Source organism: Microbacterium sp. cf332 (genome assembly GCF_900102175.1).
GTDB lineage: Bacteria > Actinomycetota > Actinomycetes > Actinomycetales > Microbacteriaceae > Microbacterium.
The window spans coordinates 93,257-115,513 of sequence record NZ_FNKN01000002.1; the positions used below are offsets into that span (position 1 = coordinate 93,257).

Annotated in this window: 21 protein-coding genes; 7 read left to right on the forward strand and 14 right to left on the reverse strand. The window is 71.2% G+C overall.

From position 1 onward, the window contains the following. Window positions 1–25 precede the first annotated feature (25 nt). Window positions 26–673 (reverse strand): YitT family protein, encoded by a 648-nt coding sequence (locus BLT21_RS07460; protein WP_256335981.1) that lies wholly within the window; start codon window positions 671–673, stop codon window positions 26–28. A 231-nt stretch (window positions 674–904) separates the two neighbouring features. Between BLT21_RS07460 and BLT21_RS07465 the strand changes: the two genes are divergently transcribed. Continuing rightward, window positions 905–1,312: a transferase gene (locus BLT21_RS07465; protein ID WP_091500819.1), complete on the forward strand. Its 408-nt coding sequence runs from the start codon at window positions 905–907 to the stop codon at window positions 1,310–1,312. A gap of 29 nt (window positions 1,313–1,341) precedes the next feature. Further along, window positions 1,342–2,082: a LysR substrate-binding domain-containing protein gene (locus BLT21_RS07470; RefSeq protein ID WP_091500820.1), complete on the forward strand. Its 741-nt coding sequence runs from the start codon at window positions 1,342–1,344 to the stop codon at window positions 2,080–2,082. Window positions 2,083–2,126: 44 nt separating this feature from the next. Here BLT21_RS07470 and BLT21_RS07475 read toward each other — a convergent pair whose 3' ends face one another. Next, window positions 2,127–2,426: a hypothetical protein gene (locus tag BLT21_RS07475; RefSeq protein WP_091500821.1), complete on the reverse strand. Its 300-nt coding sequence runs from the start codon at window positions 2,424–2,426 to the stop codon at window positions 2,127–2,129. Between the two features lie 76 nt (window positions 2,427–2,502). Here BLT21_RS07475 and BLT21_RS07480 point away from each other — a divergent pair, with 76 nt between their 5' ends. Then, window positions 2,503–3,228 (forward strand): glutamine amidotransferase-related protein, encoded by a 726-nt coding sequence (locus tag BLT21_RS07480; RefSeq protein ID WP_091500822.1) that lies wholly within the window; start codon window positions 2,503–2,505, stop codon window positions 3,226–3,228. Between the two features lie 43 nt (window positions 3,229–3,271). Here the strand turns inward: BLT21_RS07480 and BLT21_RS07485 are convergent, their stop codons facing one another. Together BLT21_RS07485 and BLT21_RS07490 are read right to left on the reverse strand one after the other, a co-directional pair. After that, window positions 3,272–4,273, reverse strand: coding sequence for a LacI family DNA-binding transcriptional regulator (locus tag BLT21_RS07485; RefSeq protein ID WP_091500823.1), 1,002 nt, complete (start codon window positions 4,271–4,273; stop codon window positions 3,272–3,274). Between the two features lie 221 nt (window positions 4,274–4,494). Beyond that, complete coding sequence (locus BLT21_RS07490; protein ID WP_091500824.1) at window positions 4,495–5,040, reverse strand: hypothetical protein; 546 nt, start codon at window positions 5,038–5,040, stop codon at window positions 4,495–4,497. Between the two features lie 911 nt (window positions 5,041–5,951). Between BLT21_RS07490 and BLT21_RS07495 the strand changes: the two genes are divergently transcribed. The 4 genes from BLT21_RS07495 to BLT21_RS07510 are packed head-to-tail and all read left to right on the forward strand — an operon-like array spanning window position 5,952 to window position 11,129. Beyond that, on the forward strand, window positions 5,952–7,202 hold the full coding sequence (locus BLT21_RS07495) for a sugar ABC transporter substrate-binding protein (protein WP_091500825.1): 1,251 nt from the start codon (window positions 5,952–5,954) through the stop codon (window positions 7,200–7,202). A gap of 2 nt (window positions 7,203–7,204) precedes the next feature. Beyond that, window positions 7,205–8,350: a carbohydrate ABC transporter permease gene (locus tag BLT21_RS07500; protein WP_091500826.1), complete on the forward strand. Its 1,146-nt coding sequence runs from the start codon at window positions 7,205–7,207 to the stop codon at window positions 8,348–8,350. Beyond that, complete coding sequence (locus BLT21_RS07505; protein WP_371113430.1) at window positions 8,347–9,219, forward strand: carbohydrate ABC transporter permease; 873 nt, start codon at window positions 8,347–8,349, stop codon at window positions 9,217–9,219. The genes BLT21_RS07500 and BLT21_RS07505 overlap by 4 nt, the downstream gene beginning before the upstream one ends. Beyond that, complete coding sequence (locus BLT21_RS07510; protein WP_091500827.1) at window positions 9,216–11,129, forward strand: glycogen debranching N-terminal domain-containing protein; 1,914 nt, start codon at window positions 9,216–9,218, stop codon at window positions 11,127–11,129. The genes BLT21_RS07505 and BLT21_RS07510 overlap by 4 nt, the downstream gene beginning before the upstream one ends. Before the next feature lie 31 nt (window positions 11,130–11,160). Here BLT21_RS07510 and BLT21_RS07515 read toward each other — a convergent pair whose 3' ends face one another. The 10 genes from BLT21_RS07515 to BLT21_RS07560 all read right to left on the reverse strand — a co-directional run bounded on the left by BLT21_RS07515 (window position 11,161) and on the right by BLT21_RS07560 (window position 22,140). Further along, window positions 11,161–12,012 carry a tryptophan-rich sensory protein gene (locus BLT21_RS07515; protein ID WP_091500828.1) on the reverse strand — a complete coding sequence of 284 codons (852 nt, stop codon included), beginning with the start codon at window positions 12,010–12,012 and terminating at the stop codon, window positions 11,161–11,163. A gap of 31 nt (window positions 12,013–12,043) precedes the next feature. Continuing rightward, window positions 12,044–13,783: a malto-oligosyltrehalose trehalohydrolase gene (gene treZ / locus BLT21_RS07520; protein WP_091500829.1), complete on the reverse strand. Its 1,740-nt coding sequence runs from the start codon at window positions 13,781–13,783 to the stop codon at window positions 12,044–12,046. Window positions 13,784–13,847: 64 nt separating this feature from the next. Then, on the reverse strand, window positions 13,848–14,495 hold the full coding sequence (locus BLT21_RS07525; RefSeq protein ID WP_091500830.1) for a VOC family protein: 648 nt from the start codon (window positions 14,493–14,495) through the stop codon (window positions 13,848–13,850). Beyond that, a complete protein-coding gene (locus BLT21_RS07530; RefSeq protein ID WP_091500831.1) occupies window positions 14,492–15,127 on the reverse strand; it encodes an alkylhydroperoxidase domain protein in 636 nt (211 codons plus the stop codon). Before BLT21_RS07530 ends, BLT21_RS07525 begins: the two co-directional genes overlap by 4 nt. After that, window positions 15,124–15,762 (reverse strand): CMD domain protein, encoded by a 639-nt coding sequence (locus BLT21_RS07535; protein WP_091500832.1) that lies wholly within the window; start codon window positions 15,760–15,762, stop codon window positions 15,124–15,126. The genes BLT21_RS07530 and BLT21_RS07535 overlap by 4 nt, the downstream gene beginning before the upstream one ends. Next, window positions 15,759–16,868, reverse strand: coding sequence for a putative FMN-dependent luciferase-like monooxygenase (locus BLT21_RS07540; protein WP_091500833.1), 1,110 nt, complete (start codon window positions 16,866–16,868; stop codon window positions 15,759–15,761). Before BLT21_RS07540 ends, BLT21_RS07535 begins: the two co-directional genes overlap by 4 nt. Next, a complete protein-coding gene (locus BLT21_RS07545; RefSeq protein ID WP_091500834.1) occupies window positions 16,865–18,538 on the reverse strand; it encodes a dipeptide ABC transporter ATP-binding protein in 1,674 nt (557 codons plus the stop codon). Before BLT21_RS07545 ends, BLT21_RS07540 begins: the two co-directional genes overlap by 4 nt. Further along, window positions 18,535–19,380, reverse strand: a complete 846-nt coding sequence (locus tag BLT21_RS07550; RefSeq protein WP_091500835.1) for an ABC transporter permease — start codon at window positions 19,378–19,380, stop codon at window positions 18,535–18,537. Before BLT21_RS07550 ends, BLT21_RS07545 begins: the two co-directional genes overlap by 4 nt. Beyond that, window positions 19,377–20,429, reverse strand: a complete 1,053-nt coding sequence (locus tag BLT21_RS07555; RefSeq protein ID WP_091502139.1) for an ABC transporter permease — start codon at window positions 20,427–20,429, stop codon at window positions 19,377–19,379. Before BLT21_RS07555 ends, BLT21_RS07550 begins: the two co-directional genes overlap by 4 nt. Window positions 20,430–20,484: 55 nt before the next feature. Then, entirely contained in the window at window positions 20,485–22,140 is a 1,656-nt protein-coding gene (locus BLT21_RS07560) for a TIGR04028 family ABC transporter substrate-binding protein (RefSeq protein WP_091500836.1), read from the reverse strand. Window positions 22,141–22,257 lie beyond the last annotated feature (117 nt).

Consider the following 22,257-nt stretch of genomic DNA (forward strand, 5'->3'; position numbering starts at 1 on the left):
CGCTGAGCAGAACTGCGTCGGGTCTTCAGCGGCCGATGTAGCGCCCCGGTCGATGGTTCAGCACGAGGACGATGTTGAGCACGATCGCCCCCGCCGCGCTGAGCAGCACCGCGGGCCACGGGAGCACGAGCAACGCCGACGTGATGATGATGACGTCGAAGATCATCTGGGTCCACCCGGCGCTGAGGCCCGTTCGGTCCTGCAGGACGAGCGCGATGATGTTGACCCCGCCGAGGCTCGCGCGGTGTCGGAACAGGATCAGCAGGCCCACGCCCGCCAGCAGGTTGCCGCCGAGGGTTCCGTAGATCGGTTCGATGCTCGCGAAGTGCAGCAGCTGCTGGTGGACGAAGGTGAAGGCCGACACAAGGCCGATCGACGCGAACGTGCGCAGCGTGAACGAGACGCCCTTCTTCCAGAGGGCGAGCACGGCGAACGGCGCATTCACGACCGCGAAGAGCACGGGGAACGACCAGCCCGTCGCGTAGCCCAGCAGCAGCGCGAGACCTGCCGTGCCGCCGGTCACCGAGCCGGACTCCTTCAGGAGGTACAGGCCGAGCGACGCCACGAACGTGCCGGTGACGATGCCGAGCAGGTCTTCCGCTCGCGTGTGGCGCGTCAACGCGGCCTCGAAGACGAGCGAGGGTCCGGTCGACGGTGCGCGAGAAGGCTCCACCCGCCCATCCTCGCAAACCCCGACGCGTGCGGGCGCCATCCCGTGCGAGCCGGGCATGTTATCGCGCCGGCGTCGGCTCGCACACCCCTTCGACCAGGGAACACCCGCGTCGCAGGCTTGTTCCAGCAAACCGGTCGACCCGCCGCTCCGAATGATTCTCGGGAATGAAAACGCGGATCGCGGGGTTGTTTCCAGTACTCAGTACCGGAACCGGAACTGTCGGAGGGGATCGTGGGCAAGAACTACATCGACATCGAGAACGACCGTGGAGAAACGCTGCGTTACCGCAAGCACGCCAACGGTCGGGGCTTGATCGCGAACGGGGCCAAGGTGCACCCGACCGCGCTGATCGAAGCAGGCGCCTACGTCGAACCCGGAGTCCAGGTCGCAGCGGGCGTCCACATCGGGCGCGGCGTCTGGATCGAGCGCGAGGCCGTCATCGGCCCGAACGTCGAGATCGCACCGCACGCGCACGTCGGATCGGGCGCAGCGATCGGCCCGCGGGCCAAGATCGGCATCCGCGCCTTCATCGGCGCGCACGCGCACGTCGCGGGCGGTTCGCTGATCGGCGACGACGAGAACATCGCCGATGGCGAGCACGTCGCGACCGACCAGCGCGGACTCCGCCTGGCCGCCTGACACCAGCCGCGCCGGGATACGCTTCAGACATGACTCCCGGCCGCTCCTCCGGCCGCCCCGCGCGGGGCTCCGGTCGTCGCACCGCGAAGTCGACCCCGCCGCGTGCGGCCGCGACACGTAAGACCGACCACACGATCACGCGCGCGACGGGCGCCGGCAGCGATGTCCATCTCGCGCGCCTCGGACCGTTTCGCCTGGGCGCGGTGCCCGGTGCCACTCCCGGCAAATGGATGGACGTCTGGAAGGAGCGGATGCCGGCCAACGCGATCGAACTCCGCACCATCGAGGTCGCCGAGCAGCAGCGCGCCCTGACCGACGGGTCGGTGGATGCCGCTCTGGTCCGCCTCCCTGTCGTGCGTGACGGCCTGAGCATCATCTCCCTTTACGACGAGACAACCGTCGCGGTGTGCGCGGTCGACGCCGCGCTCAGCGCTGTGGACGAGCTCACCCTCGACGACCTCGTCGGCGAGATCGTGATGGTACCCGCCGACGACACCCTCGCGATCGACGTGCCGGGCGCCGTGGCCCCGAACTTCCCCACCCTCGCTACGACGGAGGACGCCGTCGCGACGGCGGCGACCGGTGCGGGGATCGTTCTCATGCCGATGTCGCTCGCACGTCTGCACCACCGCAAGGACGCGACCTACCGCCCGATCGTCGACGCACCGACCTCGACGATCGCCCTCGCGTGGCGCACCGATGCGACCACCCCGCTCGTCGAGGCGTTCATCGGGATCGTCCGGGGTCGCACCGCGAACTCGTCGCGCTGACGACGAGCGACTTCGTCCTGCCGCGGCCGGGTGGGCGGTGCACTTCACGCGCCATGAAGGCGGCGCGCGCCGTCGACGACCGCGCCCGCGACGGGGGTCCGCGCGAGCAGGGCGGTCGCGTCGACGGGGTCGTCGACGGCCGCGGCATCCGGATCGTGCTCGATCTCGACGACCACCGGCGAGGGCAGCCGCAGCGCGGCCTTCGCCGATCGGGCACGCGCCTCGAGCTCCGCAGCGTCGTCCGGTCGGCGCACCCGCCACCCGCGCGGCGCGGCCGCGACGTCGATCCGGTCGAGGACGTCGCTCAGCGCGGCGACATCGGTGACGATCACACGCGAGGTCATGCGGCCATTGTCCCTCTGTCGTCACCGCGCGTCATCCCCGCGGACCCGACGCCTCGTCGCGGCCTAGACTTTCCGCATGGCCCCGCTCGTGTACGTCTGCGTGCGCCCGCAGCAGGTGGCCGCCGAGGCCGAGTACGCGTCGTTCCGATCCGCGATGGGGCTCGACGAGACCGGGCTCGAGCGAATCGACCTCACGCGAGACGCGCTCCCCGACGATGCCTTCACGCGGTGGCGCGGATTCGTCGTCGGCGGCAGCCCGTACAACGCCACCGACGACCCCGATTCCAAGTCGGAGGGTCAGCTGCGGCTCGAGGCCGATCTCGCCCGCATCGCCGACGCCGCTGCGTCCGGATCGACGGCGGCGCTGTTCACGTGCTTCGGCATCGGCGTCGCCACGACGCGGCTCGGCGGGACGATCTCGCGCGACTTCCCCGAGGACACCGGTCCGACGGACGTCACTCTCACCGATGCGGGACGGGCCGACCGCCTCCTGGGCTCGCTCGCGCCGACGTTCACGGCGTTCACCGCGCACAAGGAGGGCACCGAGACCCTGCCCGCGGGCGCGGTGCTGCTCGCCACCAACCCAGACTGCCCCGTGCAGGCCTATCGCGTCGGCGACACCCTGTACGCGACCCAGTTCCACCCCGAGCCGACTCCGCAGGCATTCACCGAGCGCATGACGGTCTACCGCAACGACGGCTATTTCGACGCGGCCGACTACGACCGCATTGCGGCCCGTGTGCTCGCGGCCCCCGTGACCGAGCCCAGCCGACTGCTCGCCGCCTTCGCCGACGCGTTCTGACCCGCGGCGCCTCCGACGCCCCTCGGACGGATCGGTATGGGGGTCAGCGCAGCACGAGACGCGGCTCGACGAGCACGTGCGCCGCGCCCGCGGTCGCCGCCCGCGGCGCGACCGAAGCACCGGTCGGCCCCATGAGCAGCTCCAGCACGCCGTCGGCGACCCGTTCGGGAAGCTGCTCGATGCTGCTGAGGCCCAGCGCCTCGGCGGCCGGGGTGTTGTCGAAGCCGACGATCGGCAGAGCGTCGCGGCCCGCGGATGCCGCCGCGAGCCGCGCGCCGATCGCGAGGGTGTCGCTCGCACAGACGATTGCGGCGATATCGGGCCGATCCTCGAGCGCGATGGTCACGGCAGCGCGCGCGGCGGCGACGTCCTCCTCGGCGGTGAGCCTGACACCCGTCGCCCCCGCGATCTCGCGCCAGCCGCGCTCGCGATCGTCACCGGTGCCCGACCCCGCGGGCCAGCCGAGGAACGCGACGGTCCCGGCCCCCGCGTCGGTGAGATGGGCTGCGGCCGAGCGGGTGCCCGCGGCCCCGTCGACGTCGACCCACAGGTGCGCCGGATCGTCGACGTCGTCGATGCCCCACGGTCGCCCGAAGGCGACGAAGGGAACGTCGCGCTCGATGAGCCACCCCGTGCGCGGATCGCCGTGGAACGTCCCGGTCACGACGAAGCCGTCGACCTCGCCGCCCTCGACGAGCTCGCGCATCCGCTCGATCTCCTCGTCGGCCGACCGCGCCGCATACAGCAGGACGCGCAGTCCGCGCTCGCCGGCCTTCTCGGTCAGGGCATGCACGAATCGGTCGAGCACGACACCCGAGATGCCGCCGGCGTACGGATCGAGATGGATGCCGATGGCACTGCTGCGCCGGGTGCGCAGAGCCCGCGCTGCGATGTGCGGACGGTAACCGAGGTCGGCGATCGCCCGCTCGACGCGCTCCCGGGTCTCGTCGCGCACGATCGCGGGGCTGTTGAGCACGTTCGACACCGTCTGCCGCGAGACCCCGGCGGCGCGCGCGACGTCTTCGACGGTGGGTGCCTTGACCATGGGCGACCATCTTACGGTTCGCGCGCGGTGGGCGTTCGGCGTTGCCTCACGGCCCCTGATCGAGGGATGGCGCCTCGGCATTCAGCACTTGTGCCGCGATGTCAGCGCCAAGCGAAAGGCGCTGATAGTTCCCAAGGCGTGACCGCACTCGCCGTAGTCATGAACCCCTCGCAGTTACGGCACTCACCCTTTAAGGCCTATGCCAACTGCGGCATGCTCAGTCAGGCTTTCTGAGGAGACAGCCGGTCAAGGTACGCGCGCGCCTTTTCGATGTATCGACGGCGCGCTGCGTGCCCGAAGAACAGCGCGTCCCAGCCGCGAGGCCGGACGACAGACCAGAAGTCGTCACCGACCTGTCCCCAGGCGCTGATGATCTCCGCGTCATCGATCCTGGGGTCACCGGTTCCTCTCGACCACCGAGAGACGAGAAGACGCATGACGGCCACGAACCAGAATGTCATCGCCGCCGAGTCAGCGAGTATCTCGTCCACCTCGATGCGCCGGGACCCGTCATCGGTCTCACCCCACTCCGGTCGCTCCGACCTCGGAAAAGCGATCGGGTCCGCCCCTCTTCCGAGCTCGTTCAGACGTGACCTGAGACGTGTGTGAGAAGGCGCGTCGATAAGCCCCAGCATCACTCCCAGCGCGAGCCCGGTGTCTGTCAGCCGATCGACATCCATCACCGCTTCCACCGAGAAGCCGACTCCCCCGAGAACATCGAAAGATCGCCGCATCGCCGCAATCTGTTCGTCGCCTCGGACGCTCATCTCACCGCCTCCGATCGAAATACGAATGCATCAAACGACCACGGGGTGTTGACCTGGGCGCCAGTACTCGGTCTTGTCGGAGCGCCCTCGTGGGTAGTGGCTGTGGGTTCAGCCGTCATCACGACGGTGGGCATGGTTGGCATTCTTGCTACAGCGACTCTCTCAGCCAAATGGGAACGGGACGCCATTGCCCAGTATGTTCACGAGGACGAAGGTCAAATGACCGCGAGGCGGGTGCGTGAATAGACGTGGCGCTGGAGCCGCGGCCCAGCAGCAGACCCGCGCCGGTGCCGATCATGTTCCCAAACGCTATGTGTTGGAAGTGCGCACGCCTCACTTGCGCCTCAACGGCCTTCCTACTAGCGAGCCGACTCACGGTTCCGGGGGCCAAGTTAGCACGGGCGATACTGCGAGCGCCCGCTTTCAGGAGGGCGGTCACCCCCGAACCTGCCACCATGCTCAGAGCGGAGACAGCGGCATTGGTCCAGTCGCCTTGAATCGCGTGGAGCGCGACCTGCACCCCTCCGCAAGCGGCCGCAATACCGAGAACCGGGACGAAACCGTCGCGGTGGCGCGACCCCAGGGGGAGGGTACGACCACGTGAAGGTTCCTGTTAAGGGCCTGTCGACTGATGCTCCGCCGGGTAGCGACAGCAAGGTGGTCGATACCCGGAGGAGGGGACTACTGCCCCCGCGGCGTCGCTGGTCCGGTGTAGAGGCACCGCACGGTCTCTGCGGCGCCACCGCGCGCCGGCACCCCCGTTGACACAACCGCGTCTGCTTCGTATGGTGTCAGCACGCGCAATTTGATCGTTCAAAATTCTGGCCGGCGCAACGCAGCACCGCATCCACCCGACCGGCCCGCACCCGATCGACGCACCGCGTCCTGCCTCATCAAAGGAGAAGAGACACATGACATCGCACCGCACGCGCTCGGCGCTCGGAGCCACCGCGCTCCTCGCCGCCGGCGCCCTCGCCCTGACCGCCTGCGGCTCGGGCTTCGACGACACCGGCGACGGCGGCTCCGCCGACGGGTTCACCAGCTCGGACGACGCACTCACCGTCGTGATCGGATCGTCGGGAGACGCCGAGACACAGGCCGTCACCGACGCCGTCGCGGCGTGGTCCGAGCAGTCGGGCGTCGATGCGACCGTGCAGGCGGCCACCGACCTGCCGCAGCAGCTGTCGCAGGGCTTCGCCGCCGGCTCGCCCCCCGATGTGTTCTACCTCTCCGCCGACGCGATGGCTGGCTACGCGGGCAACGGGTCGCTGAAGGCCTACGGCGACGAGCTCGCCAACCGCGACGACTTCTACCCGTCGCTCGTCGAGAACTTCACGATCGACGACGAGTTCTACTGCGCGCCCAAGGACTTCTCGACGCTCGGTCTCGTCATCAACACGCAGCTGTGGGAGCAGGCGGGACTCACCGACGCCGACATCCCCACCGATTGGGACCAGCTCGCCGCGGTCGCGCAGCGGCTGACGGCCGATGGCCGCGCCGGACTCGCCTTCGGCGCCGAGTACCAGCGGATCGGTGCGTTCATGGCGCAGGCGGGCGGCGGGCTCGTCACCGACGGCGCTGCGACCGCCGACAGCAGCGAGAACGTCGAGGCGCTCGAGTACGTCAAGACCCACCTGGCCGACGGCACCTTCGCCTACGCGGCCGACCTCGGCGCCGGCTGGGGTGGCGAGGCATTCGGGAAGCAGCTCGCGGCCATGACGATCGAGGGCAACTGGATCACCGGCGGCCTCGCGGCCGACTACCCGGATGTCGCCTATACGGTCGCCCCGCTGCCCGCAGGGCCGGGCGGCGAAGGCACGCTCCAGTTCACCAACTGCTGGGGCATGGCCGCAGACAGCCCCAACCAGCAGGCGGCGCTCGAGCTCATCGAGTACCTCACGAGCACCGACCAGCAGCTGGCGTTCTCCGAGGCCTTCGGTCCGATGCCGTCCATCCAGTCGGCCGCCGATGCGTGGCGGGACGCCAACCCCGACCTCGCGTCGTTCCTCGACGGCGCGGAGTACGCGCAGTTCCCGCCGAACCAGGACGGCTCGGCCGACGTCATCACCGACTTCAACTCACAGCTCGAGTCGCTCGCGACGGGTGACCCGAGCAGCATCCTCGAGTCGGTGCAGGCGAACCTCGAGGCGATCGTCGGCTGACGATGACCGGGATCGCAACAGCACGGCCCACCGGCCGTCGCGGTGACCGGCCGCGCCGCGCCGAGTCCCCTCGCGGGGCCCGGCGCGGCATCAACGGCAAGCAGGCCGCCGCCGGGTGGCTGTTCGTGTCACCCGTCATCGTCATCCTCGGGGTCTTCATGCTCGTCCCCGTGCTCATGGCACTGTGGGTCAGTGTGTCGGACTGGGGCGGCCGGGGCAGCCCGCTCTCGCCGTCCGTCGGCTTCGTCGGACTCGACAACTACGCGGCGGTCACGACCGAGGGTGGACTCGCAACGCGCGACTTCGGCATCGCGCTGCGGAACAACGCCTGGTACGTGCTGCTCGTCGTCCCCCTGCAGACGGCCCTGTCGCTGTTCCTCGCCCTGCTTGTCAACCGGGCGATCCTGCGGGGCCGCGGCTTCTTCCGCACCGCGTTCTACTTCCCCTCCGTCACGAGCTCGGTGGCGATCACGGTGCTGTGGCTCTTCCTGTTCTCCGCGAGCGGCGTCGTCAATGAGGTGCTGTCGTGGATCGGGATCGCCGGCCCGAACTGGTTCAACGACCCCAGCGGGGTCGGCCACAACCTGCTGGCGGCCGTCGGCGTCACGGCGGGCCCCGCGGCACTGACGGACGGCGGCGTGCTGGGCGTCTCGTGGTGGGACTGGCTCGCCGGCCCCTCGGTGGCCATGAGCGCGTTCATCCTCATGGCGGTTTTCACGACGTCGGGCACCTTCATGCTGCTGTTCCTCGCGGGCCTGCAGAACATCGGGGCCGACACCGAGGAGGCCGCGATGGTCGACGGCGCCTCGGGGTGGCAGCGCTTCTGGCGCGTCACCCTGCCCCAGCTCAAGCCCGTGCTCTTCACGGTGCTGACCCTCGGGCTGATCGGCACGTGGCAGGTGTTCGACCAGATCTACACCGGCACGCAGGGCGGCCCGAGCAAGACCACGCTCACCCCGGCGTACCTCAGCTATCAGGCCGCATTCGGTTCGCAGGACTGGGGACAGGGCGCCGCGATCGCGTTCATGCTCTTCGCGATCATCGTCTTCTTCACGATCGTGCAGCGCCTCGTGCTCCGCGACCGGCCGGTATCGGCGCGGCGAGCGCGGCAATACCAGGTGCGACCGGATCGGGGGCAGCAGCCGTGACCGCCTTCGCCGCCCCGCCGCGCGCCCGGCGCCAGCTGTCGCGCCGTGCGCTCACGGCGCAGATCGCGCTGTACGCACTGCTGATCGCGCTCGCGCTGATCTACATCTTCCCGTTCCTCGTTCAGGTCGCGACCTCGTTCAAGACCGAGGCGGACGCCGCGTCCGATCCGATCTCGCTCATCCCGTCACCGGTGTCGTGGGCCGCCTACGAGCGGCTCTTCGCGTTCTCCGACTTCCCGGTGTGGTTCGCGAACTCCGCCGTCGTGACGGTCTTCGTGACGCTCGGCCGGGTGTTCTTCAATTCGCTCGCCGGATACGCGCTCGCCCGGCTGCGGTTCCGCGGCCGGGGGGTGATCTTCGCCGCGCTGGTGGCCGTCATGGCCGTTCCGACGGTCGTGCTGCTCATCCCCAAGTTCCTCGTCATCAACCAGCTCGGCATCTACGACTCGTACGCCGGCATGATCCTGCCGCTGCTCGTGGATGCGGCCGGCGTGTTCATCATGAAGAACTTCTTCGAGTCGATCCCGGTCGCCGTCGAGGAGCAGGCGCGCATCGACGGCGCGGGCACGTTCCGGATCTTCTGGTCGGTCGTGCTCCCGATGGCGCGACCCGCCCTCATCACGATCGTGATCCTGTCGTTCCAGGGGTCGTGGAACGAGCTCAGCCACTTCATCGTGTCGACCCAGTCGCCCGAGCTCACGACGCTGACCAAGGGCGTCGCGTCGCTCGCGAGCGGTCAGCTGAGCCAGGGCACGCAGTATCCGATCAAACTCGCGGCGGCGGCGATCATGACGATCCCCGTCGCGGTGATGTTCTTCATCTTCCAGCGGCGCATCATGAACGCCAGCGAAGGAGCCGTCAAGGAATGACCATCCCCCGCCAACCCCTGCTCGATGACGCCGTGATCGCGCTGCGCGCGCCGACGCAGGCCTGGTCGCGCGCATCCGGCGACATGGGCGCAGCCGCGATCGACGGCATCTACCACGGCGACGTCCGGCACGTGCGTTCCCTCGCTCTCGCCTGCACCGACTCCGCGGTGGAGTGGATCTCGGCCTCGACCGAGTCGGCCTCGCGCATCGTCTTCGGCGGTCTGCTGCGGGGACTCGATTCGCCGCTGCCCGACCCGCGCGTGCGGCTGCTGCGCGAGCGCACGGTGGAGGACGGCGGCTTCGCGGAGGTGCTGCGGGTGGTGTCGGCGCGCGACGAGCCGCTGACGACGACCATCACCATCGAACTCGTCCCCGATTTTGCGGCGCTCCCGGAGGTCAAGGCGGGCCTCGCGGAGGCATCCCCCCTCGAGGTCACCGCCTCCGGCGGCACCGCCCATGCGCGCTCGGGCGGCCGTGGGCTCGAGGTCTCGGCGCCCGGTGCAGAGGTCGACGTGCGCACAACCGTGTCCGGCGAGAGCATCCGCCTCACCTGGCGCATCAGCATCCCGCCGCGCAGCGAATCGACTCTCGGCTGGTCGCTGCGGATGACCGACCCGGCGCTCGTCGTGGCGGGGGCGACGTCGCCCGCACCGTGGTCGCGGGCCGACGTCGCACGGCGGGGCGCAGCGCTCGAGCCGCGCCTCGGGCGCTGGCTCGACCGCGCCCTCGACGACCTCGACGCGCTGCGCCTGACCCTGCCCGGGCACGCGGACGACGAGTTCTACGCCGCCGGCGCCCCGTGGTTCTTCACCCTGTTCGGACGCGACTCGCTGTGGGCGGCACGGCTCGCCCTGCCCCTCGACATCGGGGTGGCGGCGTCGACCCTGCGCGTGCTCGCCCGTCTGCAGGGCGACCACGTCGACCCCGACACCGCGCAGCAGCCCGGCAAGATCCTGCACGAGCTCCGGGCCGCGGCCCTCGAGATCCCGAGCGAGGGGGTCGTGCTGCCGCCGGTCTACTACGGCAGTGTCGACGCGACGGCCCTGTGGGTGTGCCTGCTCGTCGACGCATGGCGGGCGGGGATGCCCGAGGTCGAGGTGCGCGCGCTGCTCCCGCACCTCGACCGGGCCCTCACCTGGCTGATCGAGTACGGCGATGCCGACGGCGACGGATTCCTCGACTACATCGACGAGAGCGGTCGAGGGCTGGCGAACCAGGGCTGGAAGGACTCGGGCGACTCCATCCAATGGCGCGACGGCACCCTCGCCCGGGGACCGATCGCGCTCTGCGAGGTGCAGGCCTACGCCTATGAGGCCGCCATGGGCGCGGCCGAGCTGATCGAACGCCTGGCGCATCGCAGCGACCGCGCTCCCGACGAGCTGCGCCGCTGGGCGGCGGCGCTCCGCGATCGGTTCGCCGCCGCGTACTGGGTGCAGACCGCGGAGGGCCGCTACCCCGCGATCGCCCTCGATCGCGACAAGCGTCCCGTCGACAGCCTGACGAGCAACATCGGACACCTCGTCGGCACCGGCATCCTCGACCCCCTCGACGAGGCCGCCGTCGCCGCACGGCTGCTCGATGCGTCGATGTCGAGCGGGTACGGCATCCGCACCCTCTCGACGGGGGCCGCCGGTTACTGGCCCCTGTCGTACCACGGGGGAAGCGTGTGGCTGCACGACACGGCCATCGCGGCGCACGGCCTGGCACGGGCCGGCTTCGCCGACGAGGCCCGCGAGGTCGTGGCGGGCATGCTCGCGGCGGCCGACGGTTTCGGCTACCGCGTGCCCGAACTCCACTCCGGCGACGCCGCAGCGCAGACCCGCGTTCCCGTGCCCTACCCGGCCGCCTGCCGGCCGCAGGCCTGGTCGGCTGCGGCGGCGATCGTCGCCCTGCGGGTGCTCGAAGGCTGAGTCGACCGAGGGCGGGGGCGGGCCGTGCGGGTCAGGCGGTGCGCGTACGGTGCAGGATGCCGCGGTGCTCGCGGCCGTTCGAGCGCCAGGCCACGACGGCGGCGGCCCCGATGACGACGACGATGACCAGGACGGCGGCCACGGCCACGGGGGTCGAGTGCGGCTGATCGGTGCTCCGGGCGATCGCGATCCAGGCCAGCCCCCACGACAGGGCGATGATCGGCGAGGGGCGGCCGCGCGAGAACGCGGCGATACCGACGCCGACCGCCGCGACGACGACGAGGACGGCCACGCCCCAGACATCGGCCTGAGCGCCCCACGATTCGGGCACGACGCGGCTCAGCCACGCCGTGATGTTGGCGACGGTGGCGAGCGACACCCACCCGAGGTGCAGCCCGACCGTGGCGTCCATCAGCAGACGGTCGCCGACCGACCGGGGACGCGAGCGCACCAACAGGTGGAACGTCCACCCCAGGGCCGCGAGCAGCGCGACGATGGCGACGACCGTGAGAGGGAGCGTCGTGAACTGGGCGGCGAGAAGCCATCCGCCGTTCAGCACGGCAGTCAGCGCGATCCACCAGCCCGCGCGCCGCTGCCGCTCGCGCGCACGCTGCGACGGCAGGGCCTGCCAGATCGTGTACCCGATCATGAACAGGTAGATCACCGACCAGATGCTGAACGCCTGCGTCCCCGGCGCGAGCACGGTCGAGTCGGCGTCGAGCGCGCCGCCCTGCAACTCACGCACATTGGTTCCGCCGAACAGCCCGGTGCCGACCATGGCGGCGATGATCATGAAGACCACGGCCGCGATGACGCCGACCTGGCGGACGATGTCCGAGCCCTGCTGCGGCGGACGGGCGGCGTGGTGCGCGGTGGTGCTCATCCCCTCACGCTACGACGGCACCCGCGGCAGGTCATCGGCTTGACAGAGCGGGACCGACGATCACGGCCGAGTTCGGCGCGACGACGAGGAGGTCGTCGACGAGACGACTCTCGCGCGTCTCGAGCCACACGACGTCGCCGCGGGGCTCGATGCGCCACGGCTCCTCCGACAGGTTCACCAGCACACGGGCGCGGCCGCGCTGCAGATCGTAGAGCCGGCCGCCCGTGCCCTCCGTGGCGCCGGCGCCCCGAGCGGTGAAGCGTGGGTCGGTGAGGTCGGGCGTCGTGCGGCGCAGACGCGCGAGGTCGCGATACAGCGCGAGCAGCCGAGCGTGGTCGCCCTCCTCCGCCTCGGTCCAATCGAGCTTGGAGCGCAGGAAGGTCGCCGGGTCGTTGGGGTCGGGCACGAGGTCCTCGTCCCACCCCATCTCGGCGAACTCCTGCTTGCGCCCCGCAGCGGTCGCTTCGGCGAGCTCCGGCTCGGGGTGCGAGGTGAAGAACTGCCACGGCGTCGATGCACCCCACTCCTCGCCCATGAAGAGCATGGGGGTGCCGGGCGCGGTGAGCGTCAGCACGGCGCCGATGGCGAGGTGGTCGGCGTCGAGCGTCGCCGAGAGCCGGTCGCCCGCGGCTCGGTTGCCGATCTGGTCGTGGTCCTGCGCGAAGGTCACGAGCCGCCACGACGGCGACTCCGGCGGGATCGGCCGCCCGTGCTCGCGACCGCGGAACGACGAGTAGGTGCCGTCGTGGAAGAAGCCCGAGTTCCAGGTCTTGGGCACGGCGTCGAGCGCGTCGAAGTCGGCGTAGTACCCCACCGTCTCTCCGGTGAGCGCGACGTGCACCGAGTGGTGCCAGTCGTCCGACCACTGCGCCGTCATCCCGTGACCGCCCGCCTCGCGCGGGAGGATCATGACGGGATCGTTCATGTCGCTCTCGGCGATGAGCGTGAGCGGCCGGCCGAGGTGCGTGCTCAGCGCATCGACCCGATCGGCGATCTCGCCGAGGATGTGCACGGGGCTGTCGTCGTCGTGCAGCGCGTGCACGGCGTCGAGCCGCAGGCCGTCAACGTGGAAGTCGCGCAGCCACATCTCGGCGTTGCCGACGATGTACTCGCGCACCGCGTCCTCATCGAGGTTGACGCTGTCGCCCCAGGTATTCCGGCGGCCGTCGCGGAGGTACGGACCGTACTCGGGCAGGTAGTTGCCCGAGGGGCCGAGGTGGTTGTAGACGACGTCCTGGATGACGGCGAGTCCGGCCGCGTGGGCCGCATCCACGAACCGCCGGTAGGCCTCGGGGCCGCCGTAGCTCTCCTGCACGGCGTACCAGAGCACGCCGTCGTAGCCCCAGTTGTGGGTGCCGTTGAACGCGTTGACCGGCAGCAGCTCGACGTGCGTGATGCCGAGCTCGACGAGGTGGTCGAGACGGGCGATCGCCGCGTCGAGCGTGCCGGCACTCGTGAACGTGCCGATGTGCAGCTCGTAGATGATGCCGCCCGCGATCGGACGTCCCGTCCACGCCTGATCGGTCCACGCGAACGACGAGGCGTCGTCGATCGCGGAGAGCCCGTGCACGCCGTCGGGCTGCCGCCGAGAACGTGGATCTGGGCGCACGTCGTCGCCGTCGCCGAGGACGAAGCCATAGCGGTCGCCCGTGGCGAGATCGACGTCCGCCGACCACCAGCCGTCCGCGCCCGCCACCAGCTCGAGGTCGGTCTGCTCCGGCCGCCGGAGTCGGACCCGCTCGGCCCGGGGTGCCCACACGTTGATCGTCATGACACCATCCTCGCGAGCGCACCGACCCCGCGGCCAGTGGTGGCGGGAACGACCCGGAATGTGCTTAGAGCTCGACGACCTCGCCCGACTCCGTGCGGAGCACGAGCCGGTACCCCGAGGCGCGCCCGGCGACGATGCGCGCCGTCCCGTCGCCGAGTCCGAGTGCATCGACGAGCGCGCGCAGGTCGTCCGGTGCCGGCTCGGTCCGTTCGAACCCGAGCAGCTCGATCGTCGGGATGTCGGCGAGGCCCGGCTGCGGGGTGCTGCCCCAGTCGATCAGGAACGGCACGTCGAGTCGCTGCGCCGGACCGCGGGTCAGCCGCCATTCGAGCAGCTCGCCGGCGGGGGTGCGGCGGGACAGGTCGCCGACGTCGCCCGGGTCGTACCCGTTCCGCCGCGCGTGGTCGACGGTCGCCTGGATGTCATCGGGGTGGACCGCGTAGGCCTGCACCGACGGCGCCTCGAGCGACGCGATGTCGAACGTCGCCGGCAGCGCACGATCGATCCGCTCCGGGTCGGGACCGATGAGCTCGAGGTACTGCGGTCCGCGTCGGCCGTCGATCGTCAGCGCGACGAGCGCGTTCGCGGTTCCCGTCGGATGCGCGCCGCCCGGCGCGGCGATCACACCGGTGCGCTCCGCGAACCACGCGATCAGCTCGCCCAGGTCGGGTCCGGCGATGACGACGTGATCGAGTCGGGTCGGGATGCTCATGCGTCGGCTCCCCCGGTCGCGCGGCGGCGAGCCGGCACCTCGGGCTCGCCGAGCGACAGCATGAGCCGGTTCGCCCAGTTGAAGAAGGCGGCGCCGTTGACGACGTCGACGATCTCCGCGGCGTCGAGGCCTGCGGCGACCAGACGGTCGATCTCCGCGTCGCCGAAGGCGAGCGGGGTGTCGGCGAGCGCGACCGAGGCCGCCACGACGGCGTTCCACGTCTCGCTTCCGACGTCGACGCCCGTGCCCTCGTCGAGCAGGCGCTGCACGTCGTCACGGCGCCCCGACTCGCGGGTCGCCGCCGCGGCGTGCACGGATGCGCAGAACACGCAGCCGTTGCGTCGCGACGTCGCGGCGGCCGCCAGCTCGCGCTCGGCGCGCCCGACGCCGCCCGAGACGTTGAAGAAGATGTCGAGGTCGGTGAGCGTCCGGGTGCGGAGCGCCTCGGGGTCGCGGGCCAGCAGCCGGAAGTAGGGCATCTTCGCTCGCGCCGGCTCGATCAGCGCCTCCCGTTGCTGGTCGGTCAGGTCGTCCTCGGCGACGGGCTCGAGCCACGGCACCCAGCCGAGGCCGTCCTGCGTGAACGCGTCGGGGCGGGCGAGGTCGTCGTAGGCAGTGACGGGGCCGGTCATGAGGTTGCTCCTTCGACGGATGCCGGAACGGTGGCGGCGACTGGGTGGGCCGCGATCACGCGGAGCGCCCAGGCGCTGCGCAGCTGGAATGCGAGGAACGCGATGAGCTGCGACAGCGTGACGATGCCGTCGGCGCTCCATCCGGCGGCCACGAGCGCGCTCAGGTGCTCGGGCCGCGCCTCGCGCGGTCGGAACACGAGGAGATGCGCGTGGGCGAGAGCGGCGGTCAGCCGCTCGCCGAGCGCAGCCGCCGTGGCGGGCTCGGGCGACCATCGCGGGCCGTCGCGGCCTTCCGACCGTAGCGCCGGTTCGCGGTACCGCCCGTAGGGACCCTCCGCCCACGCGGACTCCGCGGCGGCGGCGACCGCGGGCGTCAGCGACGCGGCCTCATCGTCGAGCAGGTCGCGGTAGAAGTCGACGGCCTGCGCGAACCCGTGGAGCTCGGCCACGAACGCGGCCACGGCGTACCGCTCGGCGAGGGGGACGGTGCCGGCGTCGGCGGGTTCGAGGAGCGCCTCGAAGCTCCGCTGCGCATTCTCGCGGGCCTGCGCGCGCGTGTCGCGCACCCGGGAGAGCACGTCGTCGGCGCGGATGCCGGCGAGCAGGTCGATGATGTCGGCGGATCCGGTGGTCACGCGCTGGTCTCCTGACGGTCGGGGGTCGGTTGGGGTGCCGGGGCGGCTCCGCGTGCGGTCGTGTCGTCGGTCCGGTGCGCGCCGTGGAGCGCGTCGGCTGCGTCGGGCCCGGTCGACAGCCCCAGCCGGGGAGCGACCTGATCGGCGAGCAGCTGCAGCGATCGCAGCGTCAGCTCGTGGGTCGCGGCGATCGAGTGGACCTGGAACGACACATCGGTCGCCGCGGCGAGCGTCTCGTCACGCGAGAGCGATTCGACGACCTCGTCGACGGTGCCGACGTGCGTGTCGGTGATGCGGACGAGCTCGTCGATGCCGACGCGGTCGACGTCGGTCCCGTGCATCGTGGCCGCGAGCCGTCGCAGTCCGTCCTCGGCGAGCTCGAGGGCGCGCGTGCGGTTCTCCGGGTCGACGACGAGTCCCGTGCGCGAGGCGAGCACCCGCACCGGGGCACCCGCGGGCAGCGCATCCCGGTAGGCCGCGATGATCGGCAGCTGCAGGTCGTGCAGGGGCGCGCCGGGCGTCTCAGCGGGCCGCGGCTGCGTGCGCGAGAGCAGGAGGCCGTCACCCCGGGCACCCGCGCGCCGACCGCCCTCGACCGAGAAGGTCGCCTGCCAGATGCGTTCGCCGAGGTCGCCGGCATCCGGGTAGATGCGCGAACCTGAGCCGCGCACGCCGCGCCCCGCGAGCGCGTCCGCGAAGACGGACAGGTGATCCGCGAAGATCTCGCGACGCCGCTCGGGATCGAGGCCGAACGCCGCGAACGACGAAGGCGTGCCTCCCGACGCGACGCCGAGCTGCACGCGGTTCCCGCTCAGCAGGTCGAGCACCGCCGCGTCCTCGGCGGCGCGCAGCGGGTCGTCGATGGGCAGGGTGAGCACGGCCGTCGCGAGGCCGATGTGCGACGTGCGCTCGGCCGCGGCGGCGAGTAGGACGAACGGCGACGGCAGCCCGCCCTCGTCCTCGCCGAAGTGATGCTGCGCGACCCAGGCCGATGCGAACCCCGACCGCTCGGCCTGCTCGATCTGCTCGAGTGCGAACCGGTAGCGTTCGGCCGCCGTCGTCTCTTCGAGCAGGCGTGTGAAGAATCCCAGTCGTGGGCCGCTCATGCCGGAGCCTCCTGATTCGTGGTGGCGCGGGTGCGCTCGTCGGTCGCGGCCGCCGCCCGCAGGCCCGTGCCCGGGATGGCGTCGAGCAGTCGCCGCGTGTACTCGTGCTGCGGCTCGTCGAACACCCGCGCCACCGGACCCTGCTCGACCTGGACACCGCGACGGAGCACCGACACCGTGTCGCTCACCTGCCGCACGACGGCGAGGTCGTGGGAGATGAAGACATAGGTGAGGTCGAGTTCGTCCTGCAGCTTCGCGAGCAGTCGGAGGATCTGCGCCTGGACGGTGACATCGAGCGCCGAGACCGCCTCGTCGAGCACGACGAGGCGCGGCTCGACGATGAGAGCCCGGGCGATCGCGACGCGCTGCCGCTGCCCACCGGACAGCTCGCGCGGGTGGCGTTGACCGATCTCGGGCGCGAGCGCCACGAGGTCCAGGTGGTGCGCGACGCGTTCCGCGCGCTCCGCCCGGCTGCCGATGCCGAAGTTGCGCAGGGGCTCGGTCAGGATCGCCGAGATGGTCTGCCGCGGGTCGAGCGAGGCGTACGGGTTCTGGTAGACGAGCTGCGTCGTCCGGTGGAACTCGCGCCGCGAGCGCAGTGCGGTGACGTCGGTGTCGCCGACCCGCACGACGCCGTCGGTGGGCCGGTGGAAGCCGGCGATACTGCGCCCGATCGTGGTCTTGCCCGAGCCCGACTCGCCGACCAGCGCGTGGGTCGTGCCGCGCGGGACGACGAACGAGACGTCGTCCACGGCGACAAGCGGTGCGCGGCCGGGGCGGGCGAACTCCTGACGGATGCCGCGCACGTCGACGAGCGGCGGCTCGCCCGGGGCGGCCGACGGTACAGCGCGGTCGACCACGCGGGCCAGCGAGGGCGCGTCGGTGAGCAGTGTGCGCGTGTACGCCGACGACGGCGAGGCGAGCACCGACGCCGAGCGGCCCGACTCCTGCACCTGCCCGGCACGCATCACGACGATGTCGTCGGAGCGGTCGGCGGCGACGGCAAGGTCGTGCGTGATGAACAGGATCCCGGTGCCGGTCTCGCGCCGGAGACCGTCGAGCAGGTCGAGCACGGTGCGCTGCACGGTGACGTCGAGGGCGCTGGTCGGCTCGTCGGCGATCACGAGCTCGGGCTCGAGGGCGATCGCCGCGGCGATCAGCACGCGCTGGCGCATGCCGCCGGACAGCTCGTGCGGGTACTGGCGGGCGCGCGCCTCGGGGTCGTCGATGCCGACGCGGTCGAGGAGGTCGATCACCCTCGAGCGGATGCGGCTGCGGTCACGCCATCCGTGGATCCGGAGCGGCTCGGCGACACTCGCGCCGATGGTCGCGACAGGGTTGAGCGAGTTGCCGGGATCCTGCGGGATGAGGCCGATGCACCGGCCGCGGAGCTGCCGCCACCGGCGCTCGGAGAGTCCGACGAGATCGACCGGCCCGCCCTGCCGTTCGTCGAGCCGGATCGTTCCGCCCGCGACGCGGCCGTTGCCGGCGAGGAGACCGATCACCGACTGTGCGACGGACGACTTGCCCGAGCCCGACTCGCCCACCAGAGCGGTGACGCCCCCGGCCGTGACATCGAGAGAGACGCCGCGCACGGCGTCGACCGGCCCGCGACGGGTGCGGTACCGGACGGCCAGGTCGCGGATCTCGAGCAGCGGTCGCGCGCTCATTCGGCGCCTCCCTGGATGGCGTGGCTGAGGCGGTTGGTGGCCAGCACGACCACCGCCACGACGGCGCCGGGAAGCACGGTGAGCCACCAGGCCGTGGCCACGTAGTCGCGCCCTTCGGCGATCAGCAGACCCCACTCGGGCGTGGGCGGCGGTGCGCCGTAGCCGAGGAAGCCCAGCGTGGAGATCTGCAGGATCGCCGATCCGAGCTGCAGCGCGGCGAGCGCGAGGACCGGGGTCAGCGAATTGGGCAGGATGTGGCGGAAGAGCACGCCCGCCGCCGACGACCCCGAGCCGTAAGCGGCCTCGACGAAGTCGCTGACCCGCACGCTCACGACCTGCGAGCGGGCGAGGCGTGCGAAGACGGCGATGGACGTCACGCCCACCGCGATGGCCGCGTTGGTAGTGCCGAACCCGAGCAGGATCACGACGCTGAGCGAGAGCAGCAGTCCCGGGATCGCCAGCAGCACGTCGACGAACCGCATGAGCACGTCGTCGACGGCCCCGCCGGCCGCACCGGCGGTGACACCGATCGCGCTGCCGACGACAAGGCCGACGAGCACGGCGACGAGAGCGCCGATGATCGACTGCGAGGCGCCGTGCACGACGCGGGCGAAGACGTCGCGCCCGGTCGCATCCGTCCCGAACCAGTGCGCGGCACTCGGTGCCTGCAGCGAGGGCGCGACCGTCTCGGTCGGGCTCTGCCCGGTGAAGAGCCCGGGCGCGAGCGCCCACGCGAGGGCGATCAGCACGACGAAGGCGGGGATGAGGATGCCCGGCCTCAGGAGCGCGCGCCACCGCGGCGGCGCGACGAGGGCGGTGGGCGACGGGGCGAGCGCGGTCATCGTCCGGCTCCGTTCGGGAGGATGTCTGCGGGGGTGTCGGCTGCCGCCGTGGTGGCGCCGGTCGCGGCGCCGGCGGTGATCGCCGCGGCGGTCGACGACGGGCTGCGGCGCGCGCGACCGCCGCCCGTGCGCAGCCGCGCATCGAGCACGGGGTAGAGCAGGTCGACGATCAGGTTGATCGTGACGAAGGCGACCGTCGAGATGACGACGACCGCGAGCAGCACGGGGGTGTCGCGGGTCTGCACCGCCTGGGCGGTGAGCTGGCCGATGCCGGCGCGAGCGAAGACGGTCTCGGTCACGACCGCTCCGCCCACGAGCTCACCGAACAGCAGCCCGCCCATCGTGAGGGTGGGCAGGAGCGCGTTCCGGGCGACGTTGCGCCACAGCAGCCACGAGGTGCTGGCGCCGCGGGCGCGGACCACGGTGACGAAGGGCTGCTCGCGCACCTCGTCGATGCTGCGTGTCAGCACCTGGGCGAGGGGCGCGGCGATCGGGATCGCGAGCGTCAGCACGGGCAGCACGAGCGCCTGCACCGGGTCGGCGCCGATCGCCGGGATGAGCCCGAGCCGGAACGAGAAGACCTGGATCAGGATGATGCCGATCCAGAAGACCGGCAGTGAGACGAACAGCGGCGGGAGGCCACGGAACAGCCGTCGCAGCCAGCGGCCGGCACCGTACGTCGCGGTGAAGGCGATCGTCACGGCAAGCACGACCGCGACGGCGAGACCGAGCACGGCGAGCACGAGGGTCGGGGGCAGCGCCGTCGCGATGAGATCGGAGACGGCGGCGCCGCTGCTGACCGAGTATCCGAACTCGCCTGTCAGGAATCCCGCGATCGAGCGGACGTACTGCACGATGAGGGGCTGGTCGGCTCCGAGCGCCTCGCGGATGGCCTGCACCTGCTCGGCGGTGAGCCCGAGCTCGGGGTTCGCGTACCGCGCGATGACGGCGTCGCCCGGCAGCGCGGCCAGCAGCAGGTAGGCGACCGTGTAGGCGAGCACCAGCACGAGCAGCGCCTGCCCGATGCGGCGCAGCACGTAGGTCGTCATGGGCGCCGCCCCCGCAGCGGCGGCGCCCACCCGTCGGCTTCCGCGACGGTTCGCGTCACTGGGCGAGCCAGGTCTGCGAGAACGAGGGCCGTCCGACCGATTCGGTCGAGAACCCCTGCACCCGCGGTCCGACGCCGAACACCTGCGGCTCCTCGAAGATCGGCAGGATGTACGCGTTCTCGGCGAGGTAGCGCTGCGCCGCCGCCGACGCCTCCTGACGCTGCTCGGTCGTGGGCTCGGAGGCGATCGCCGCGAGCAGGCTGTCGAGCTCGGGGTCGCGGACCGAGCCGCTCGCCGGGTCGCGGTTGAGCAGCGTGTTGCGGTTGCCCGAGAAGTACTGCGACTTCAGCACATCGAAGTCGGCTCGTCCCACCATCGAGTGGTACACCTGGATCTGATCGATGTCGGCCGACGCGGCCGTCTGCGCGGCCTGGTCTCCCGAGAACAGCTCGACCTGCACGCCGATCTTCGCCAGCTGCTCCTGAATGAGCGTCACGACCTCGCGCGAGCGCGGCTGCGGGAGCGCCTCGTTGAAGGTCAGCACGAGCTTCTCGCCGTCCTTCTCGCGCACGCCGTCGGAGCCGAGCGACCAGCCCGCCTCGTCGAGCAGCTCGGTCGCCGCGTCGGGGTCATACGCGTAGGACTCCGAGGTGTCGATGTAGCCGAGCGCGGTGGTGGCGAGCGCGCCCGTGGCGAGCGGGTAGTTGTCGGTGAAGAGGGTGTCGATGATCTCCTGGCGGTCGATGCCGGCGATGAGCGCCTGTCGCACGCGGATGTCGGAGAGGCGGTCATCGCCGAAGCGGAAGCTCAGCCCGTTGTTGACGCCGTTCGTCGCCGACGCGACGAGCGACAGTCCCCCGGCGCCGAACTGCGCCTCGTCGGGCGCCTCGATCTGGCGGGCGATGTCGGCCTGCCCCGCCACCACCGTGCCGACGCGCACGCTGTCCTCGGCGGCCACGATGAACTCGACGCCGTCCAGTCGTGCGGCCCCCTGGTGCTCGAACGACTCCGGAGCCCAGTCGTAGTCGTCGCGCGACGTCAGGGTCGTCTTCGCGCCCAGGTCCTCGCCCGAGATGACGAACGGTCCGCTGCCGACGATGTCCTCGGCGTTGCCGGGGCCGAAGCCTTCGCTCGCGCGGTCGAGCGTGTCGTCCGAGAGCAGCCCGGAGTTGATCGTCGACACCGCCTGCGCGAAGCCCGGCGACGGGGCGGTGAAGTGGAAGGTGACGGTGTCGTCGCCCGTGACCTCGCCGCGGTCGTAGTTGTTGATGGCTTCCGAGACCGGCAGCGCGCGATCGGTGTCGCCCCGCCCGTATAGGTCGAGGTTCTTCACGACGTTCTCGGGAGTCAGCTCGCTGCCGTCCGAGTAGGTGACGTCGTCTCGGATCGTGAAGGTGTACTCGGTGGCGTCGTCGTTGACGGTGTACGCCGTGGCGATCCAGGGCTCGAGGTCGAGGGTCTCGGGGTCCTGGTACAGCAGACGATCGGTGATGTTGTTGACGATGCCGCCGTTGGGGTAGAACCCCGCGCTCGGCGGGTACAGCGTGGTCCAGGCCTGGGGCTCGAGGTACGTGAGCGTCCCGCCGTCCTGCGGTTCGCCGACCTCTCCGCCCGCGGCGCCGGGGTTCGTGCCGGCGGAGCAGCCGGCGATGAGCGCGACGGTGGCGACGGCGGATGCCGCCGCGAGGAGCGCACGGGCGGAGCGAGGCATGGGGTCTCCTGAAGATGCAGAGCGACGAGGGATGCCCTCACCCCACCATGTCCGACCCCGCCGCACGAAACGGGCCTTCACAGTGCGTAAACAAGCACCCGCGACGGCGGGCGGGCG

Coding starts and splice junctions, on each gene's coding strand:
- BLT21_RS07470 (WP_091500820.1), top strand. CDS start 1,342: ATGACTCCCGGCCGCTCCTCCGGCCGCCCCGCGCGGGGCTCCGGTCGT.
- BLT21_RS07475 (WP_091500821.1), bottom strand. CDS start 2,426: ATGACCTCGCGTGTGATCGTCACCGATGTCGCCGCGCTGAGCGACGTC.
- BLT21_RS07480 (WP_091500822.1), top strand. CDS start 2,503: ATGGCCCCGCTCGTGTACGTCTGCGTGCGCCCGCAGCAGGTGGCCGCC.
- BLT21_RS07485 (WP_091500823.1), bottom strand. CDS start 4,273: ATGGTCAAGGCACCCACCGTCGAAGACGTCGCGCGCGCCGCCGGGGTC.
- BLT21_RS07490 (WP_091500824.1), bottom strand. CDS start 5,040: ATGAGCGTCCGAGGCGACGAACAGATTGCGGCGATGCGGCGATCTTTC.
- BLT21_RS07495 (WP_091500825.1), top strand. CDS start 5,952: ATGACATCGCACCGCACGCGCTCGGCGCTCGGAGCCACCGCGCTCCTC.
- BLT21_RS07500 (WP_091500826.1), top strand. CDS start 7,205: ATGACCGGGATCGCAACAGCACGGCCCACCGGCCGTCGCGGTGACCGG.
- BLT21_RS07510 (WP_091500827.1), top strand. CDS start 9,216: ATGACCATCCCCCGCCAACCCCTGCTCGATGACGCCGTGATCGCGCTG.
- BLT21_RS07515 (WP_091500828.1), bottom strand. CDS start 12,012: ATGAGCACCACCGCGCACCACGCCGCCCGTCCGCCGCAGCAGGGCTCG.
- treZ (WP_091500829.1), bottom strand. CDS start 13,783: ATGACGATCAACGTGTGGGCACCCCGGGCCGAGCGGGTCCGACTCCGG.
- BLT21_RS07525 (WP_091500830.1), bottom strand. CDS start 14,495: ATGAGCATCCCGACCCGACTCGATCACGTCGTCATCGCCGGACCCGAC.
- BLT21_RS07530 (WP_091500831.1), bottom strand. CDS start 15,127: ATGACCGGCCCCGTCACTGCCTACGACGACCTCGCCCGCCCCGACGCG.
- BLT21_RS07540 (WP_091500833.1), bottom strand. CDS start 16,868: ATGAGCGGCCCACGACTGGGATTCTTCACACGCCTGCTCGAAGAGACG.
- BLT21_RS07545 (WP_091500834.1), bottom strand. CDS start 18,538: ATGAGCGCGCGACCGCTGCTCGAGATCCGCGACCTGGCCGTCCGGTAC.
- BLT21_RS07550 (WP_091500835.1), bottom strand. CDS start 19,380: ATGACCGCGCTCGCCCCGTCGCCCACCGCCCTCGTCGCGCCGCCGCGG.
- BLT21_RS07555 (WP_091502139.1), bottom strand. CDS start 20,429: ATGACGACCTACGTGCTGCGCCGCATCGGGCAGGCGCTGCTCGTGCTG.
- BLT21_RS07560 (WP_091500836.1), bottom strand. CDS start 22,140: ATGCCTCGCTCCGCCCGTGCGCTCCTCGCGGCGGCATCCGCCGTCGCC.